This is a genomic window from Alloyangia pacifica (genome assembly GCF_900116195.1).
Classification (GTDB): domain Bacteria; phylum Pseudomonadota; class Alphaproteobacteria; order Rhodobacterales; family Rhodobacteraceae; genus Salipiger; species Salipiger pacificus.
The window spans coordinates 39,190-54,638 of the sequence record NZ_FOZW01000010.1; the positions used below are offsets into that span (position 1 = coordinate 39,190).

Consider the following 15,449-nt stretch of genomic DNA (forward strand, 5'->3'; position numbering starts at 1 on the left):
CCAATCCTGTCCGTCAGAAAAGGGGGCGTAAGGTGAAGAAGCTGTTGACTGCCGTGATCGTGGCCGCGTTGGCCTGGTCCGGGTTCTGGTTCGTTTCGGTGCATTTCGAACGCAAGGCGATCGATGGCTGGATCGAGGCGCGCCGCGCCGAGGGCTGGACCGCCAGCTACGAGGACCTCTCGTTCCAGGGCTTTCCCAACCGCGTCGACGCGCGGCTGAGCGGGCTGGTACTGGAAAGCCCCGAGGGCCTGCGCTGGGAGGCCCCCTTCGTCGACATCTACCGGCTGGTCTACAACTTCGGGCATGAGATCCTCGCCTTCCCGCCGCAGATGACCCTGACCACCGAGCTTGGCGAAACCCAGGTCGCCTCGGACGGGATGCGGGCCAGCTTCGTCCATGAGGGCGACATCGTGGTGCGCGCCAATTTCGAGAGCCAGACGCTCAACCTCACCGGCGCCACCACCGCGGCGCTCGCGGGTCTGACCGCCGCGCTCACCCGCGACGAGGGTCAGGACACCAGCTACCGCATCGCGGTCGGCGCCGACGCCATCGCCGGCTCTGGCGGGCGCGTGGCCGATGCCATCCGGCTCGACGCGGGCTTCGACACCGACCTGCCGCTGCGCGTCGGCCGACAGGCAGGCCCGCATCCACAGCCGCTGCGCGTCGATCTGCGCCTCGCCGAGTACAAGGTCGACGACCTGCAGCTGAAGGTGGCCGGCGATGTCGACGTGGACGATGACGGCAAGCTCGACGGGCAGGTGACGGTGAAGGCGGTAAACTGGCGCGAGATGATCGACCTTGCCCGGCAGAGCGGCCAGCTGCCCGAGGGCATGGCGAAGGCCCTCGAGGACGGGCTGGGTCTCGTTGCCGGTCTCTCTGGCAACCGCGACACGCTCGATCTGCCGCTGACCCTCGACCGGGGCATCGCGCGCCTCGGTCCGATCCCCCTTGGAGAGGCGCCGCGACTGCGCTTCCCCTGACCTGACGCCTTCCCCGCGCCGCCACGCTTGCGCGGCGCGGCAAAGCCGGGAAGAGTGCGGACATGACAGACGCACTCGCCCCCCGCACGGACGCCCGCATCGAAGATCGTATCGCAGGCAAGCGCGACGATCTGATCGCGCTGACGCAGGACCTCGTCCGCATCCCGACGCTGAACCCGCCGGGGCAATACTACCGCGACATCTGCGACTACCTCGAACGCCGCCTTTCGGCGCGCGGCTTCACCTGCACGCTGGTACGCGCGACCGGTGCCCCCGGCGACAGTGACCGCTACCCGCGCTGGAACATCGTCGCCCGCCGCGAGGGCCCCCGTCCCGGTGACTGCGTGCATTTCAACTCGCATCACGACGTGGTGGAGGTGGGTGCCGGCTGGACCCGCAATCCCTTCGGTGGCGCGCTCGAGGGCGACCGCATCTACGGCCGTGGTACCTGCGACATGAAGGGCGGGCTCGCCGCCTCGATCATCGCCGCCGAGGCCTTCCTCGAAGAGCACCCGGATTTCGCCGGCGCGGTGGAGATCAGCGCCACGGCGGACGAGGAATCCGGCGGCTACGGCGGGGTTGCCCATCTTGCCAAAGAGGGCTGGTTCACCCCCGAGCGCGTGCAGCACGTGATCATCCCCGAGCCGCTCGACAAGCACCGCATCTGCCTCGGTCACCGCGGCGGCTGGTGGGCCGAGATCGAGACCAAGGGCGAGATCGCCCACGGCTCCATGCCCTTCCTCGGCGATTGCGCGATCCGCCACATGGGCGCCGTGCTCGACACCTTCGAAGAGCGGCTCTTTCCCGCCATGGCGGCCCGTGTCACCGAAATGCCGGTGGTCCCCGAGGGCGCGCGCAACTCGACGATGAACATCAACTCGATCCATGGCGGCCAGGCCGAGGAGCACGAGGGCCTCCCGGCCCATTGCGTGCCCGACAGCTGTCGCATCGTGATCGACCGTCGCTTCCTGATCGAAGAGACGGTGGAGGGTGTGCAGGAGGAAGTCGTGGGCCTCCTGGAAGACCTGAAATCCCGTCGCCCGAATTTCGATTACGAAATACGGGAACTCAACCGCGTCATCCCCTCGATGACCGAGAAGTCGGCCCCGGTAGTCACCACAGTCGCCGAGGCCATCCGCGAGGTCTTGGGGCAGGACCCCACTTACGTCGCCTCGCCCGGCAGCTACGACCAGAAGCACATCGACCGCATCGGCAAGCTGAAGAACTGCATCGCCTACGGACCGGGCGTGCTGGAGCTGGCGCACAAGCCCGACGAGTGGATCGGCGTCACCGACATGCTCGACAGCGCCCGCGTCATGGCTCGCAGCCTCGAGCGCCTGCTGCTGCGCTGAGCCCGTGTCCCGTTCGGGCGGGCAGGTCAGGCCTGCCTCCGGCGCGGATATATTCATCTAGACACGCCGCGCGCGGCCATCCCTTCGTCTAGGCCCAAATATCCCGGGGTCCGGGGGCAGATCCCCCACCCTGCGCCGGCCTCAACCCACCGCGATATTGTCGATCAGCCGCACCCCGCCCAGCCAGGCCGCGGCGAGCAGCCGCGCGGGCCGCGTGGGATGCTCCAGCGTTTCGAGCCCGTCCGCGCTGCGCAGCTCGATGTATTCGACCTCGGAAAACCCCGCCTCGCGCAGCGCCGCCTCGGCCTGGAAGCGCACCGGCCCGAGGCTCTCGCCCTCGGCAAGCCGCTCGGCAAGCTGCCGCATCACCCGGTTCAGCGCGGGTGCGGCCGCGCGGGTCTCGGGCGGCAGCAGTACGTTGCGCGAGGACAGGGCCAGCCCGTCCGGCTCGCGCACCGTCGGGCAGCCGATGACCTCGGTGAGCAGGTCGAGATCGCGCGCCATGCGGGTGACCACCTGCAGCTGCTGGTAGTCCTTTTCACCGAAATAGGCGCGATCGGCGAGAGTCTGCAGGAAGAGCTTGGCACAGACCGTGGTCACCCCGTCGAAATGCCCTGGCCGGTGCGAGCCGCAGAGCCCATCCGTGAGCCCCGTGACGGTGACCGCCGTGGCAAAGCCTTCGGGATAAATCTCGCCAGGTCCGGGCGCGTAGATGGCATCCACGCCAAAGGGCGCGAGCTTCTCGGCATCCGCCTCCTCGGTGCGCGGGTAGTTCTCGAGATCGGAGGCATTGTTGAACTGCTTGGGGTTCACGAAGATCGTCACGATCACCCGGTCGCAGTCGGCCTTGGCCGCCTCGACAAGGCTCAGGTGCCCCGCGTGCAGCGCGCCCATGGTGGGCACCACGCCAATGGTCTCACCGGCGCGTTTCCAGCCCAGCACGGCATCGCGCAACGCCGCCTTCGTTCGCAGGATGGGAGGGGTCATGTCTTCTTCTCCGGAGCCTCTTCGGCAAAGAGGTGCTCTTCGCCCGGGAATTCCCGGGCGCGCACCTCGGCCGCGTATTCCTCGATCGCCGCCTCGGCCTGATGGCCGAGCGCCGCATAGCGTTTCACGAATTTCGGCTTGAAGGCGGTGAAGGCGCCAAGCATGTCGTCGACCACGAGGATCTGCCCGTCGCAGCCTGCCGAGGCGCCGATGCCGATGGTCGGGATCGGCAGATCGGCGGTGACCCGGTCGGCCAGCGCCGCCGGAACCTTTTCCAGCACCACTGCAAAGGCCCCGGCCTCCGAGACCGCACGCGCATCGGCGATCAGCGCATCGGCCGCGGCGCCGCGCCCCTGCACCTTGTAGCCGCCCAGCGTGTTGATCGACTGCGGTGTGAGGCCGACGTGGCCCATCACCGGGATGCCGCGCTGCACGAGGAAGCGGATGGTCTCCTGCATGGTTACGCCCCCCTCGAGCTTCACGGCGGCGGCCCCGGTCTCTGCCATGACCCGCGCGGCATTGCGAAAGGCCTGCTGCGGGCTTTCCTCGTAGCTGCCGAAAGGCATGTCGACGACCATCATCGCCTTCGAAAGCCCGCGCTTCACCGCCCTTCCGTGCAGGATCATCATCTCCAGCGTGACGCCCAGCGTCGAGGGCAGCCCGTGCAGCACCATGCCGACGGAATCCCCGACCAGAACGACATCGCAATGGGCGTCCATCGCCTGCGCCATCGGCGTGGTATAGGCCGTGAGGCTGACCAGCGGCACGCCGCCCTTGCGGGCGCGAATATCCTCGGGCAGCGGGGCGCTCTTGCGGGCCGTGGCGCTCATCGATGTCTCCTCTCGATCCCGGCGCCCGGTCCGATCCTCCCCCGGGCTGGCGCCGTTTAACAGGCCCGGCGGCTCCGATCCAGCCTGCAAACCGTGTCGCCGCTTGCACAAACGGGGAATTTGCGCGCAGTCTTGGCCGCAGATCCGCCTGCCGGCGCCGACACAGGAGTTGCCTTCCCGATGACCCGACCGATGACCCGTTTCAGCCTCTCGCTCGCCGCGCTGCTGCTCGGCTCCGCCGCTGCCATGGCCCAGCAGGATGACCTGATCATCGCGCTGCAACTGGAGCCGCCGCATCTCGACCCGACCTCCGCCGCGGCCGGGGCCATCGACTCGGTGCTCTATGCCAACGTCTTCGAAGGGCTGACGAAATTCGCCGAAGACGGCTCGATCCACCCCGGCCTCGCGCAGAATTGGGATATTTCCGAGGACGGCACCAGCTACACCTTCCACCTGCAGGAGGGGGTCACCTTCCACGACGGCACCACGATGGACGCCGAGGACGTGAAATTCAGCCTCGACCGTGCCCGCGCCGAGGATAGCCAGAACGCCCAGAAGGCGCTTTTCACCGGTATCGACGAGGTCACGGTGATCGATCCGCTGACAGTACAGGTTACGCTCAAGGCACCCGACGGGGCGTTCCTCTTCAACATGGCCTGGGGAGACGCGGTGATCGTCGCGCCCGAGAGCATCGAGACCATCAAGTCGCAGCCGGTCGGCACCGGCCCCTTCAGCTTCACCAGTTGGACGCAAGGCGACAGCATCAGCCTGACGCGCAACCCGGACTACTGGGGCGAGGCCCCGGCGCTGAGCAAAGCCACCTTCCGCTTCATCTCGGACCCGACCGCGGCCTTTGCCGCGATGATGGCGCAGGACATCGACGCCTATGCCGGCTTCCCGGCACCGGAGAACCTGCCGCAGTTCGAGGCCGATCCGCGCTTCCAGGTGCTGGACGGCTCGACCGAGGGCGAAACCATCCTGGCGATGAACAACGGGCTCGAACCCTTCGACGATCCGCTGGTGCGCGAGGCGGTCGCCCATGCCATCGACCGGCAGGCGATCATCGATGGCGCGATGTTCGGCCTCGGCACGCCAATCGGCACGCATTTCGCGCCGCACAATCCCGATTACGTCGATCTGACCGACCTGTCGGACTACGATCCCGAGAAGGCCAAAACCCTGCTCGCCGACGCGGGCTATCCCGACGGCTTCACCACCACGCTGAAGCTGCCGCCGCCCTCCTACGCCCGCCGCGGCGGCGAGATCATCGCGGCGCAGTTGCGCGAGGTCGGGATCCAGACTGAAATCACCAACCTCGAATGGGCGCAATGGCTCGAGGAGGTGTTCCGCGGCAAGGACTTCGGCCTGACGATCGTCAGCCATACCGAGCCGATGGACATCAACATCTACGCCCGGCCCGATTACTACTTCCAGTATGACAATCCGGCGTTCCAGGACTTGATGGAAAAGCTCACCGCCACCACCGACCCGGCGGCGCGCTCCGAGATGCTGAAGCAGGCGCAGACCATGATCGCCGAGGATCACGTCAACGCCTTCCTTTTCCAGCTCGCCTTCCCGACCGTGGCGGATGCCAAACTGCAGGGGCTCTGGAAGAACCAGCCGACCCAGGCGACCGACCTCACCGCCGTCTCCTGGAAGGAGTGAGGCCGCCGAGGCCGGGGGCGCTGCCCCCGGACCCCCGGGATATTTCCATTTAGGCGAAGGGATGCCCGCGCGCGGCTTGGTCCAGGCCAGAATATCCCCGCCTAAGGCAAGCCGGCCCGTGCCGTACGCGCGGCGATCGGTCAGGCGACCAGCCGTTCCGCTTTCTTGAGATCGACCGAGACCAGCTGGCTGACGCCCTGCTCCTGCATCGTCACTCCGAAGAGCCGGTCCATCCGGCTCATCGTCACCGCGTGGTGGGTGATGATCAGGAAGCGCGTCTCGGTGCGGCGGCACATCTCGTCGAGCAGGTCGCAGAAGCGCGTGACATTGGCGTCGTCAAGCGGCGCGTCGACCTCGTCGAGCACGCAGATCGGTGCCGGGTTGGCCAGGAACACCGCGAAGATCAGCGCCAGGGCGGTCAGCGTCTGCTCGCCGCCCGAGAGCAGCGACAGCGTCGACAGCTTCTTGCCCGGCGGCTGACACATGATCTCGAGCCCGGCCTCGAGCGGATCGTCGCTCTCGACCATCACGAGGTTGGCCTCACCGCCGTTGAAGAGGTGGGTGAAGAGCGTGCTGAAGTTGGCGTTGACCTGCTCGAAGGCGGTGAGCAGCCGCTCGCGCCCCTCGCGGTTCAGCGAGGAGATGCCCGAGCGCAGCGTGCGCACGGCTTCCTCGAGGTCGGTCTTTTCCTGCACCAGCGTGTCGTGCTCGCTGCGCACCTCGCGGGCGTCCTCCTCGGCGCGCAGGTTCACCGCGCCGAGCGCGTCGCGCTGGCGCTTGAGCCGGTTTACATCGGCCTCGATCTCCTCGGAGCCGGGCATGTCCGAGGGCGCCATGTCGAGCCGCGCCAGCAGCTTCTCGGGGGTGGTCTCCTGCTCTTCCTCGATGCGCTCGGCGGCGGCAGTGACGGTCTCTCGTGCGGCTTCGACCCGGGCCTCGGCGCCGGCACGGGCCTCGCGCGCCTCGGAGGCGGCGCGTTCCGCGTCGCGCTCGGCGGCAATGGCGGCGCGCATTGCGCTCTCGGCGGCCGACAGCATGTCCGAGGCGGCGGCTCGGCGCTCCTCGGCCTCCTCCATCGAGCGGGCCAGCTCGTCGCGCTTGCCCGCCAGCTCGTCCGGCACGGCGTGGGCCTCGGCCAGCTCGCGTTCGTGGCCTGCCTTGCGCTCGGTCAGCTCGGCGCTGCGCTTCTCGGCGGTGTCGAGCCGGTGGCGCCAGCCCGAGAGCTCCTTGGTCACGTTCTGCTGCCGACCCTTGCGCGCCTCGCCCTCGCGGCGCAGCTCGTCATGCGCCGAGCGGCGGGTCATCATGGTCATACGCGCCGCCTCGACGGTCATCCGCACGTCCTCGGCCAGCGCCCGGGCGCTTTCGAGGTCGCCCAGTTCGGACATCGCCCGCTCGGCCTCGATCACCTGTTTGCGCGCTGCCTCGGCCTCGCCCTCGTGCCGGCTCACCGCCAGCCCGAGGCTCTCCAGCCGGCTCTCGGCCATGCTTCGATCGCTCTCGGCGCGGTTGACCGCGCGCATGGCCTCGTTGACCTCGCGGTCGGCCTCGCGCCGGGTCTCGCGCGCCACCTTGTCGGCGCGGGTGAGGTCGGCGAGCCGCGCCACCAGCGCGTCATGGGCGAGGCGCGCGGCCTCGGCCTGCGCCTCGGTGCGGGCCATGTCCTGTTTCAGCACCTCGAGCCGATTGAGCTGTTCCAGCCGCAGCGCGGCAGCCGAGGGCGCGTCCTCGGCCCCGGCGCGGAAGCCGTCCCAGCGCCAGAGATCGCCCTCGCGGCTGACCAGACGCTGGCCGGGCTTCAGCCGGGACTGGAGGCGGCGCCCCTGCGTCCGGTCGACAAGGCCGACCTGGCTCATCCGGCGCATCAGCACGCCGGGCACGGTGACATGCTGCGACAGCGGCTCAGCCCCTTCCGGCAGCAGCTGCTGGCTCTCGTAGCGCGGCAACTCGACCCAGCCGGAGGCCTCGTCCGCCCCGACCTCGGGCACGCGCAGATCGTCGGCCAGCGCCGCGCCGAGCGCCTTCTCGAAACCCTGCGCGACCTGCAGCCGGTCGAGGATCTGCCCGCCCTCGGCGGTGTCGCGATCCAGAAGCCGCGACAGCGCGCCGACCTCTGCGCTGAGCGCGCTCAGCTCGCCCTCGGCCTCGGAGCGTTCAGCGCGGGCCTCGGCCTCGCGCGACTGGCAGTCGGTGCGCGCCTCGTCGGCCTGCGCCAGCAGCTCCTCGGCACGGGCGGCCATGGCCTGCGCCGCCTCGGCGCGTGCCTGCGCGTCTTCCATGGCACCGGTCGCCTCGGCCAGCTTGCCGCGCGCGCCGGTGGCGGCATCGCGCGCCTTGCCCGCCTCGTCCTCGTGGCGGACAAGGGCCTTGCGCAGGTCAGCAAGATAGCGCTGCGCCGACTGGTGACGCGCCGCCAGACGCGCCACGTCCTCGGTCTGCTGCGTCAGCGCCGCCTCGCGGTCCTGCAACACCGCCGAAGCCTCGGAAGCGGCATCGGCGGCATCCGCCAGCCGCTCGTCGTGGCCTTCGGCGGCCTTGGCAAGCTCCCGCGCCTCCCATTCGAGCTGGGCGATGGTCTCGCCCGCGTCGCGGTTCAGCGCGCCCTCGCGCTCGATGTCATGGGCGATCTGCTCGATCCGCCGCGTCAGCGTCTCGATGGTGTCCTGAGCGCGCGCTTCCTGCTCGGCCAGCGCGTCGCGCTGCACGGCGAGGCGCTGCAGGATGGCGGCGGCGATGGCCTCTTCCTCGCGCAATGGCGGCAGCGCCTCGTCGCGCTCGGCGCGCGCGCGCTCGGCGGCGCGGGCGGCGCTCTCGGCCTGCGCGGCGGCGGTGACACGGCCGCGCAGCACCGTCTCGGCCGCCTGCCGGGCCTCCTCGGCCTCCATCCAGCGGCGGTAGAGCAGCAGACCCTCGGCCTGTCGCAGATCGGTGCCGATGGCGCGATAGCGCGCCGCTTGCCGCGCCTGCCGGTCGAGCTGCCCCAGTTGCGCCGCCAGTTGCTCGATCACGTCGTCGACGCGCAGCAGGTTGGCCTCGGTGTTGTTCAGCTTCAGCTCCGCCTCGTGGCGACGCTGGTAGAGTCCGGAGATGCCGGCCGCCTCTTCGAGGATGCGGCGGCGGTTCTTCGGCTTGGCGTTGATCAGCTCGGAAATCTGGCCTTGCCGCACCAGCGCCGGAGAATGCGCGCCGGTGGAGGCGTCGGCAAACAGCATCTGCACGTCGCGCGCCCGCACGTCCTTGGCGTTCACCTTGTAGGCGGAGCCGACGTCGCGGGTGATGCGGCGGACGATCTCCAGCTGGTCCTGATCGTTGAAGCCGGCCGGGGCGAGCCGGTCGCCGTTGTCGATGGTCAGCGCCACCTCGGCGAAATTGCGGGCGGGGCGGGAATGCGCCCCGGCGAAGATCACGTCTTCCATGCCGGCGCCGCGCATCGCCTTGGCGCGGTTTTCCCCCATCACCCAGCGCAACGCCTCGAGCAGGTTCGACTTGCCACAGCCGTTCGGACCCACGACGCCGGTCAGCCCGTCCGCGATGACCAGATCGGTCGGGTCGACGAAGCTCTTGAAGCCCGTCAGTCGAAGCCGTGTGAACTGCAATGGAGTGTCCTGATTCCGAAGTTACCCCCGAATTTGCCGTTCCGCGGGGACCCAAGTCAAACGCTTTGCACCGGATGTGGCAGGCGCTTGCCAATTGTCCACAAGATATTGCGGAGGGCCGCGCCGTCTTTCCGGGTTGACCGTGGCGCAGACCCGGCCAATATCCCAAGCTATGCCCGGAGGAAAGCTTTGATGTCGGTGACCATTCGTCCAGTTTCGCCCCGCGATCCGCGCGCCGAGGCGCTGCTGCTGGAAAGCCACGCGCTGATGGATGCGCTGTTTCCCCCGGAGGAGAACTACCACCTCGATCTCGACGCGCTTTGCGCCCCGGCGGTCACCCTTTTCGGAGCCGATGAGAACGGTGTGCTGCTCGGCTGTGCGGCCATCGCCCGCCACGGCGACTATGCCGAGGTGAAATCGATGTTCGTCAGCCCGGAGGCGCGCGGTCTCGGGCTGGCCCGCAAGCTTCTGGAACAGCTCGAGACGGTGGCGCGCGACGAGGGCATCGCGCAGCTTCGGCTGGAGACCGGCGACAAGCTGCCCGCGGCGGTCGCGCTCTACGAAAGCGCCGGCTTCGCGCTGTGCGGCCCCTTCGGTGGTTATGTCGAGAACAGCTCCAGCTTGTTCTACGAAAAGACGCTCTGAACCCTTCAACCGCATTGTGACACGCCCCGGACCACGAGGAAATCGCAGTCCGTGTGCCGCCCCCGCGGCTTCTTGGGGGCAGGTCTGCCATCGCAGGACAGACCGATTTCCAGCATCGCCGGATCGCCGATCACCCAGTCGGGCATGCATCCGCTTTCACGTGCGACGGCGATCTGCGCGCGGCGTGCTACCTCTCGGAAATTAGGGGGAAACATCGGGCTGACACGCACCGCCTCGGCCCGGTCGGGCCGAAGCCGCAGGATAAATCGCATACCTTCGACCTCGGCCTCTAGCGCTGGCAGCCCCCCGTAGCCCGGCCCGGCGACCTGCGCGGCGCAGCCCGGCAAGACCGAGGCAAGAACCACGATGAACAGCGGGGGAACTCCCGCGGAACGACGCCTGCGGCTTGGCAAAATCATGCGCAAAGCTTTGTGAAAATTTATTAATTTTCCGCAAACATCGCTCTCCATGGCTTGCCAGACCAGCTGCACAAGCCGCAGACTGGCCTGAGCCCTGCCCCGCGCGACGTTCCGAAGCGCCGCCCTTCAACGGAGTTTCCCGATGGCCCACGGTCCCGCTACCCCCGATCCCGGCAAGAAATGGGGCTGGATGCTCGCCCTTGGGATCATCCTGATCCTTGGTGGCATCGGCGCCCTGGTGCACCCTTTTGCCGCCTCGATGACCGTGCTGACGATCTCAGCCATCGCCTTCGTCATCGCCGGTGCGTTGCAGCTGTGGATCGCTTTCAACGACCACGCGAGCACCGGTGCGCGTATCGCCGAGGCGGTGCTGGGTCTGCTCGTGCTGGCGTTCGGGGTCTTCCTGCTGGCCAACCCGGCACGCGGGCTGGTCTCGCTGACCTGGCTGATCGCCGCTTTCTTCCTCGCCCTCGGTGTGGCGCGGATCGCCATCGGGTTTTCGATCCGCGAGCGTTCGGGATGGGCGTGGCTCGTCTTTGCCGGGCTCGTTTCGGTGGTGCTGGGCGGGCTGATCATGGCCACCCTGCCGGGCTCGGCCATGGGTCTGCTTGGCATCTTCCTCGGCATCGACCTGCTCAGCTCAGGCATCGGGGCGACGCTCATCGCCCTGCACATGCGCAGCCACTAGCCCGGGTGGCTGAGGGTCAGAAGTTCACCTCGACCCCGGGCAGTTCGAGCGCCGAGACCAGCTCGCGCAGCTCCTGTCGCGCCGCCACGTTCGAGATGTTGAGGTTGCCGACGCCGATGTCCTTGAGATCGAGCAGTGTCAGCCCGCGCGGGAACAGCTCTCGGAAGATCACCCGCTCGTTGAAGCCGGGGGCGATGCGGAAACCGATGCGCTTCGAGAGCTTGGTCAGCGCCTTTTCCATCTTCATCTTGTTGACCATGTTCTGTGCCCCGAGACGGTTGCGCAGCACCACCCAGTCGATCGGCTGCAGACCGGCCTGCGCGCGCAGCTGGCGGGCGTTCCACACCATCTCGGAATAGACCGAGGGGCCGAGGATCTTCTCGCCATCGGTGTCGATATGGGCCAGCAGGTCGAAGTCGATGAAGCTGTCGTTGAGCGGGGTGATCAGCGTGTCGGCCAGCGAATGCGCCACCTGGCTCAGGCGGGTGTGCGAGCCGGGGCAGTCGATCAGCACGAAATCGCAGTCGGTCTCCAGCTGTGCCACCGCCTTGGACAGCCGGTGATCGAAGGCGTTCTCGCCCGGCGCCAGCGCCTCGGGTGCGACCTCGGGCAGGTCGAGGTAGTCGGGGATCGGCAGGTCGAGCCCCTCGCGCGCGCAGAAGGCGCGGCGGTTCTCGATGTAGCGGCCGACCGAGCGCTGCCGCAGGTCGAGGTCCAGCGTGCCGGTGCGGTGTCCCATGCGGGCCAGGGCAGTTGCCACGTGCATCGAGACGGTGGACTTGCCCGCCCCGCCCTTCTCGTTTCCTACGACGATGATATGTGCCACGCTGTCCCCTCGAACTTCCGCCCACATGTTTGGCTGTGCTGGCGATAGACACACAGTATATGGGGTCTACTTCAAGGAAAAGCCTTCAGAAGCCCCTGATGCACAAGCTTTCGCGGTTTGCTGTCCCGGATGGCGTCTCCGCAACGCAAAAGCCCGGCCAGGGGCCGGGCTCTGCAAGCGTGTCGCTTCGCAAGGATCAGTGCAGCTTGGCACCGATCTCCTTGATCGACGAGTCCACGAGCTTTGCCTTGTCGTCGGCACCGAGCTGCTTGGCGATCACGTCGCTGGCAGCGGCGACAGCCACGGAAATCGCGCGATCGCGGACTTCCTTGACGGCCGAGGTCTCGGCGGACTTGATCTGCTCCTCGGCAGCCGCGATGCGGCGTGCGATGGAGACGTCCAGGTCCTTGCGGGCCTGATCTGCGGCGCTTTCGGCGTCGATCTTGGCCTGGGCCACGATCTTGTCCGCCTGCTCCTGCACTTCACGCTGCTTGCGCTCGTAGGAGGCCAGCAGGGTCTGTGCTTCTTCGCGCAGGGCGCGGGCTTCTTCGAGCTCGTTGCGGATGCCGTCGGCGCGCTTGTCGAGCAGGCCGCCCAGGGTTTTCGGCACTTTGAAGTACACGAGAACCGCGAGGAACAGCAGGAAGCCGAGCAGCACGACGAAGTCGGTGTTGCGCAGCGAGAAGAACGGGCCGGAGGCGGCCAGCGCGGGGCTGGCCATCAGGGTTCCGAGCGCGCTCAGGGAAATGAGGTTGCGCATGGGATCAGCCTTTCATCCGGTTGGCCACGGCCGCGTCGATCGCGGCCTTGTCGGCAGAGGTGCCCAGGGCAGCCACAATGGCTTCCGCGGTGTCCTTCGCCACGGCTTCGACGCTTTCCACGGCAGAGGCGCGGATCTCGGCGAGGACCTTTTCGGACTCGGCCGATTTCTCGGCGATCTTGGCATCTGCCTCGGCCGTTGCGGCGTCCAGCTTCGCCTTGATCTCGTCGCGGGTCTTCTGCGCGATGGCCTGTGCCTCGGTACGGGCATCGGCAAGCGCCTTCTCGTAGGCCGCTTCCGCGTCCTTCGCCTGGCGCTTCAGTTCTTCCGCGGCGGAGATGTCATTCGTGATGGTGCCCTGACGCTCGGCCAGGACGGATGCGATCCGCGGCAGAGCGATGCGCGACAGCACGAAGAAGATCACCACCAGAGTGATGATGAGCCAGAAGATCTGGTTCGGAATCCACTCGCCGCAAAGCTGCGGCATCCCGATGGCGGAGCCATGGGCGTCGACGCAGACACCGGCCATTTCTTCTTGAATGGGTTCGACCGCCATGTCGTCCTCCGTCGGAACGTTGTCTCTACTTGGGGCGGCCCGTCAATGACGGTGCCGCCCCCGCGTAAGGATAAGGTCCCGAAGGATTAGACGGCGAACATCAGCAGCAGAGCGACGAGGAACGAGAAGATCCCCAGTGCTTCTGCGAATGCGATGCCGATGAAGAGGGTGGCGGTCTGCGATGCAGCTGCCGACGGGTTGCGCAGTGCGCCGCCCAGGAAGTTTGCAGCAACGTTACCCACGCCGAGGGCTGCGAGGCCCGAACCCAGGCCTGCGAGGCCGGCGCCGATGAACTGACCGAGGTTTGCGATATCGCCTTCCATTTGAGTCTCTCCTTACGATGGAATTGGATGGATAGAGGTTGTCCGGACCGGCCTGCCCTTAGTGGGCAGGGTGCAGCGCGTCCTTGAGGTACACGCAGGTCAGGATGGTGAACACGTAGGCCTGGATGAAGGCCACCAGAACTTCGAGGCCGTAGATCGCGGTGATCGCGACGATCGACACCGGCGAGACGACGGCCAGCGCGGCGAAGCCTGCGAAGACCTTCATCACGGCGTGACCGGCCATCACGTTGCCAGCAAGACGGATGGAGTGGCTGACCGGGCGGACGAAGTAGGAAATGATCTCGATCACGGCGAGGATCGGGCGCAGCGCCAGCGGCGCCGAGGTCACCCAGAACAGGCCGAGGAAGTGCACGCCGTTCTTGACGAAGCCGAGGATGGTCACGCCGAGGAACACCGCCAGAGCCAGAACCCAGGTCACCGCGATGTGCGAGGTGGTGGTGAAGCTCATCGGGATCAGGCCGAGGAAGTTCGAGAAGACGATGAACATGAACAGGGTCATGATGTACGGGAAGTACTTCAGGCCGTCCTTCCCGGTCACGTCCTCGATCATCTTGTAGATGAAGCCGTAGGCGAGTTCGGCCACCGACTGGCTGCGCGAGGGGATGATCGCGCGGCGCGAGGTGCCCAGCACCATGACGCCGATGATCGCGAGGATGCAGATGAACATCCAGAGCGTCACGTTGGTGATGGTGAACATGCCCACGTCGCCGGCTCCGAAGAGCGGTTTGATCATGAACTGGTCCATCGGGTGGAAGGACAGGCCGCCTTCTACCGCGTGTTCTGCCATATCAGCACCGTGAGCCGCTTCAGTCGCCATCGCCGCGATCCCTCTTCTCGTCATCTCCGGACGTGCCGGAGGGTTGTCCCTCTCCGGCAGAGCCGGAAGTTTGTTTCGCCTGGATCTCGGCGGCGGTCCGCAGCATCACGCGGATGCCCGCCACGAGGCCCAGCAATGTGAACAGCACCATGAACCACGGCATGGTCCCAAGAAGGGTGTCCAGGCCGTAGCCGATACCAAAGCCGATCCCGAGACCGGCCACCATTTCCGTCACCATCCGCCAGGCGACATTGGCCTGGGAATAGTGTTCCTCCTGGTGCGACTTCCGGGTCTCCCGGGCAGCCTTGGCCGCCGCGATCTTCGCCTCCAGCGCGTCGAGTTGCCGCTTCGGATCGGGATCGCCCACCATTTCGCTCCATTCGGACGTTCCCGGAGTTGCTATGCGGAGGGGGGCTTCGAGTCAACCCGCCGTGATCGATTGAAACAGGTGCCTAAGTATCTGATTTTACTACATCAGAAAGCGAAGCTGCGGCGCGGCATCCACCCGCTAGCGCCAACAGCGGCGCAGATCCATATTCAACCCCGGGGTTGAGTATGGGAAAACAGCCGCCACGGCGCGGCTTGACGGCCTGCCCCGCTCCGGCGCTTATGAGCCCATGCAACCCGATCTCGACACTGTCTTCGCCGCCCTGGCCGACCCCACGCGGCGGCGCATCCTCGCCATGCTGCTCGAGGACGACATGGCGGTGACCGATGTCGCCGAGCCCTTCGAGATGTCGCTCGCCGCGATCTCCAAGCATCTCGCCATCCTCGCCGCCGCCGGGCTGATCAGTCAGGAAAAGCGCGGCCGGGTGAAGTGGTGCAAGCTCGAGCCCGATGCGCTGCGCGAGGCCTCGGTCTGGATGCAGGGCTTCGGACGGTTCGAGCCAATCAACCTCGACGCCTTCGAGCGCTTCCTGCTGGTCGAGCTGAAACCCGACGACGCGGGCTGAGGCCAAATTCCTTCCAAGGAATTTGCAACTC

The 15,449-nt window shown here is 67.3% G+C and carries 16 protein-coding genes; 6 read left to right on the forward strand and 10 right to left on the reverse strand.

The annotated features are described in order from the left end of the window. Positions 1 to 32 precede the first annotated feature (32 nt). Both BM397_RS19495 and BM397_RS19500 read left to right on the forward strand, forming a co-directional pair. A complete protein-coding gene (locus BM397_RS19495; RefSeq protein ID WP_092427908.1) occupies positions 33 to 980 on the forward strand; it encodes a DUF2125 domain-containing protein in 948 nt (315 codons plus the stop codon). A 62-nt stretch (positions 981 to 1,042) separates the two neighbouring features. After that, positions 1,043 to 2,332, forward strand: a complete 1,290-nt coding sequence (locus tag BM397_RS19500) for an acetylornithine deacetylase/succinyl-diaminopimelate desuccinylase family protein (protein WP_092427906.1) — start codon at positions 1,043 to 1,045, stop codon at positions 2,330 to 2,332. A 141-nt stretch (positions 2,333 to 2,473) separates the two neighbouring features. On the opposite strand, the gene panC is transcribed toward BM397_RS19500, so the two are convergent. Together panC and panB are read right to left on the reverse strand one after the other, a co-directional pair. Next, positions 2,474 to 3,319, reverse strand: a complete 846-nt coding sequence (gene panC, locus BM397_RS19505; protein WP_092427904.1) for a pantoate--beta-alanine ligase — start codon at positions 3,317 to 3,319, stop codon at positions 2,474 to 2,476. Beyond that, positions 3,316 to 4,149, reverse strand: coding sequence for a 3-methyl-2-oxobutanoate hydroxymethyltransferase (gene panB, locus BM397_RS19510; RefSeq protein WP_092427902.1), 834 nt, complete (start codon positions 4,147 to 4,149; stop codon positions 3,316 to 3,318). Before panB ends, panC begins: the two co-directional genes overlap by 4 nt. Before the next feature lie 180 nt (positions 4,150 to 4,329). On the opposite strand from panB, the gene BM397_RS19515 reads away from it, so the two are divergent. After that, the gene (locus BM397_RS19515) at positions 4,330 to 5,814 is read left to right on the forward strand and encodes an ABC transporter substrate-binding protein (RefSeq protein WP_092427900.1); all 1,485 of its coding nucleotides are present in this window, start codon (positions 4,330 to 4,332) and stop codon (positions 5,812 to 5,814) included. Positions 5,815 to 5,954: 140 nt separating this feature from the next. Here the strand turns inward: BM397_RS19515 and smc are convergent, their stop codons facing one another. Next, positions 5,955 to 9,410 (reverse strand): chromosome segregation protein SMC, encoded by a 3,456-nt coding sequence (smc, locus tag BM397_RS19520; protein WP_092427898.1) that lies wholly within the window; start codon positions 9,408 to 9,410, stop codon positions 5,955 to 5,957. A 192-nt stretch (positions 9,411 to 9,602) separates the two neighbouring features. Between smc and BM397_RS19525 the strand changes: the two genes are divergently transcribed. Next, entirely contained in the window at positions 9,603 to 10,055 is a 453-nt protein-coding gene (locus BM397_RS19525; protein WP_092427896.1) for a GNAT family N-acetyltransferase, read from the forward strand. Between the two features lie 5 nt (positions 10,056 to 10,060). On the opposite strand, the gene BM397_RS19530 is transcribed toward BM397_RS19525, so the two are convergent. Beyond that, a complete protein-coding gene (locus tag BM397_RS19530; protein WP_143015392.1) occupies positions 10,061 to 10,525 on the reverse strand; it encodes a hypothetical protein in 465 nt (154 codons plus the stop codon). A 91-nt stretch (positions 10,526 to 10,616) separates the two neighbouring features. On the opposite strand from BM397_RS19530, the gene BM397_RS19535 reads away from it, so the two are divergent. Beyond that, entirely contained in the window at positions 10,617 to 11,162 is a 546-nt protein-coding gene (locus tag BM397_RS19535) for an HdeD family acid-resistance protein (protein WP_092427892.1), read from the forward strand. 16 nt (positions 11,163 to 11,178) lie between these two features. Here the strand turns inward: BM397_RS19535 and BM397_RS19540 are convergent, their stop codons facing one another. From BM397_RS19540 to BM397_RS19565, 6 genes are all read right to left on the reverse strand, one after another. Further along, positions 11,179 to 11,988 (reverse strand): division plane positioning ATPase MipZ, encoded by an 810-nt coding sequence (locus BM397_RS19540; RefSeq protein WP_092427890.1) that lies wholly within the window; start codon positions 11,986 to 11,988, stop codon positions 11,179 to 11,181. Between the two features lie 196 nt (positions 11,989 to 12,184). Beyond that, a complete protein-coding gene (locus BM397_RS19545) occupies positions 12,185 to 12,748 on the reverse strand; it encodes a F0F1 ATP synthase subunit B (RefSeq protein WP_092427888.1) in 564 nt (187 codons plus the stop codon). Positions 12,749 to 12,752: 4 nt separating this feature from the next. Beyond that, entirely contained in the window at positions 12,753 to 13,304 is a 552-nt protein-coding gene (locus BM397_RS19550; protein WP_092427886.1) for a F0F1 ATP synthase subunit B', read from the reverse strand. A gap of 86 nt (positions 13,305 to 13,390) precedes the next feature. After that, entirely contained in the window at positions 13,391 to 13,627 is a 237-nt protein-coding gene (locus BM397_RS19555) for a F0F1 ATP synthase subunit C (RefSeq protein ID WP_092427884.1), read from the reverse strand. Between the two features lie 58 nt (positions 13,628 to 13,685). Then, positions 13,686 to 14,465, reverse strand: coding sequence for a F0F1 ATP synthase subunit A (locus BM397_RS19560; protein ID WP_092427882.1), 780 nt, complete (start codon positions 14,463 to 14,465; stop codon positions 13,686 to 13,688). After that, complete coding sequence (locus BM397_RS19565) at positions 14,455 to 14,832, reverse strand: AtpZ/AtpI family protein (RefSeq protein WP_092428003.1); 378 nt, start codon at positions 14,830 to 14,832, stop codon at positions 14,455 to 14,457. The genes BM397_RS19560 and BM397_RS19565 overlap by 11 nt, the downstream gene beginning before the upstream one ends. Positions 14,833 to 15,082: 250 nt before the next feature. On the opposite strand from BM397_RS19565, the gene BM397_RS19570 reads away from it, so the two are divergent. Further along, positions 15,083 to 15,418 (forward strand): ArsR/SmtB family transcription factor, encoded by a 336-nt coding sequence (locus tag BM397_RS19570; RefSeq protein ID WP_092427881.1) that lies wholly within the window; start codon positions 15,083 to 15,085, stop codon positions 15,416 to 15,418. Positions 15,419 to 15,449 lie beyond the last annotated feature (31 nt).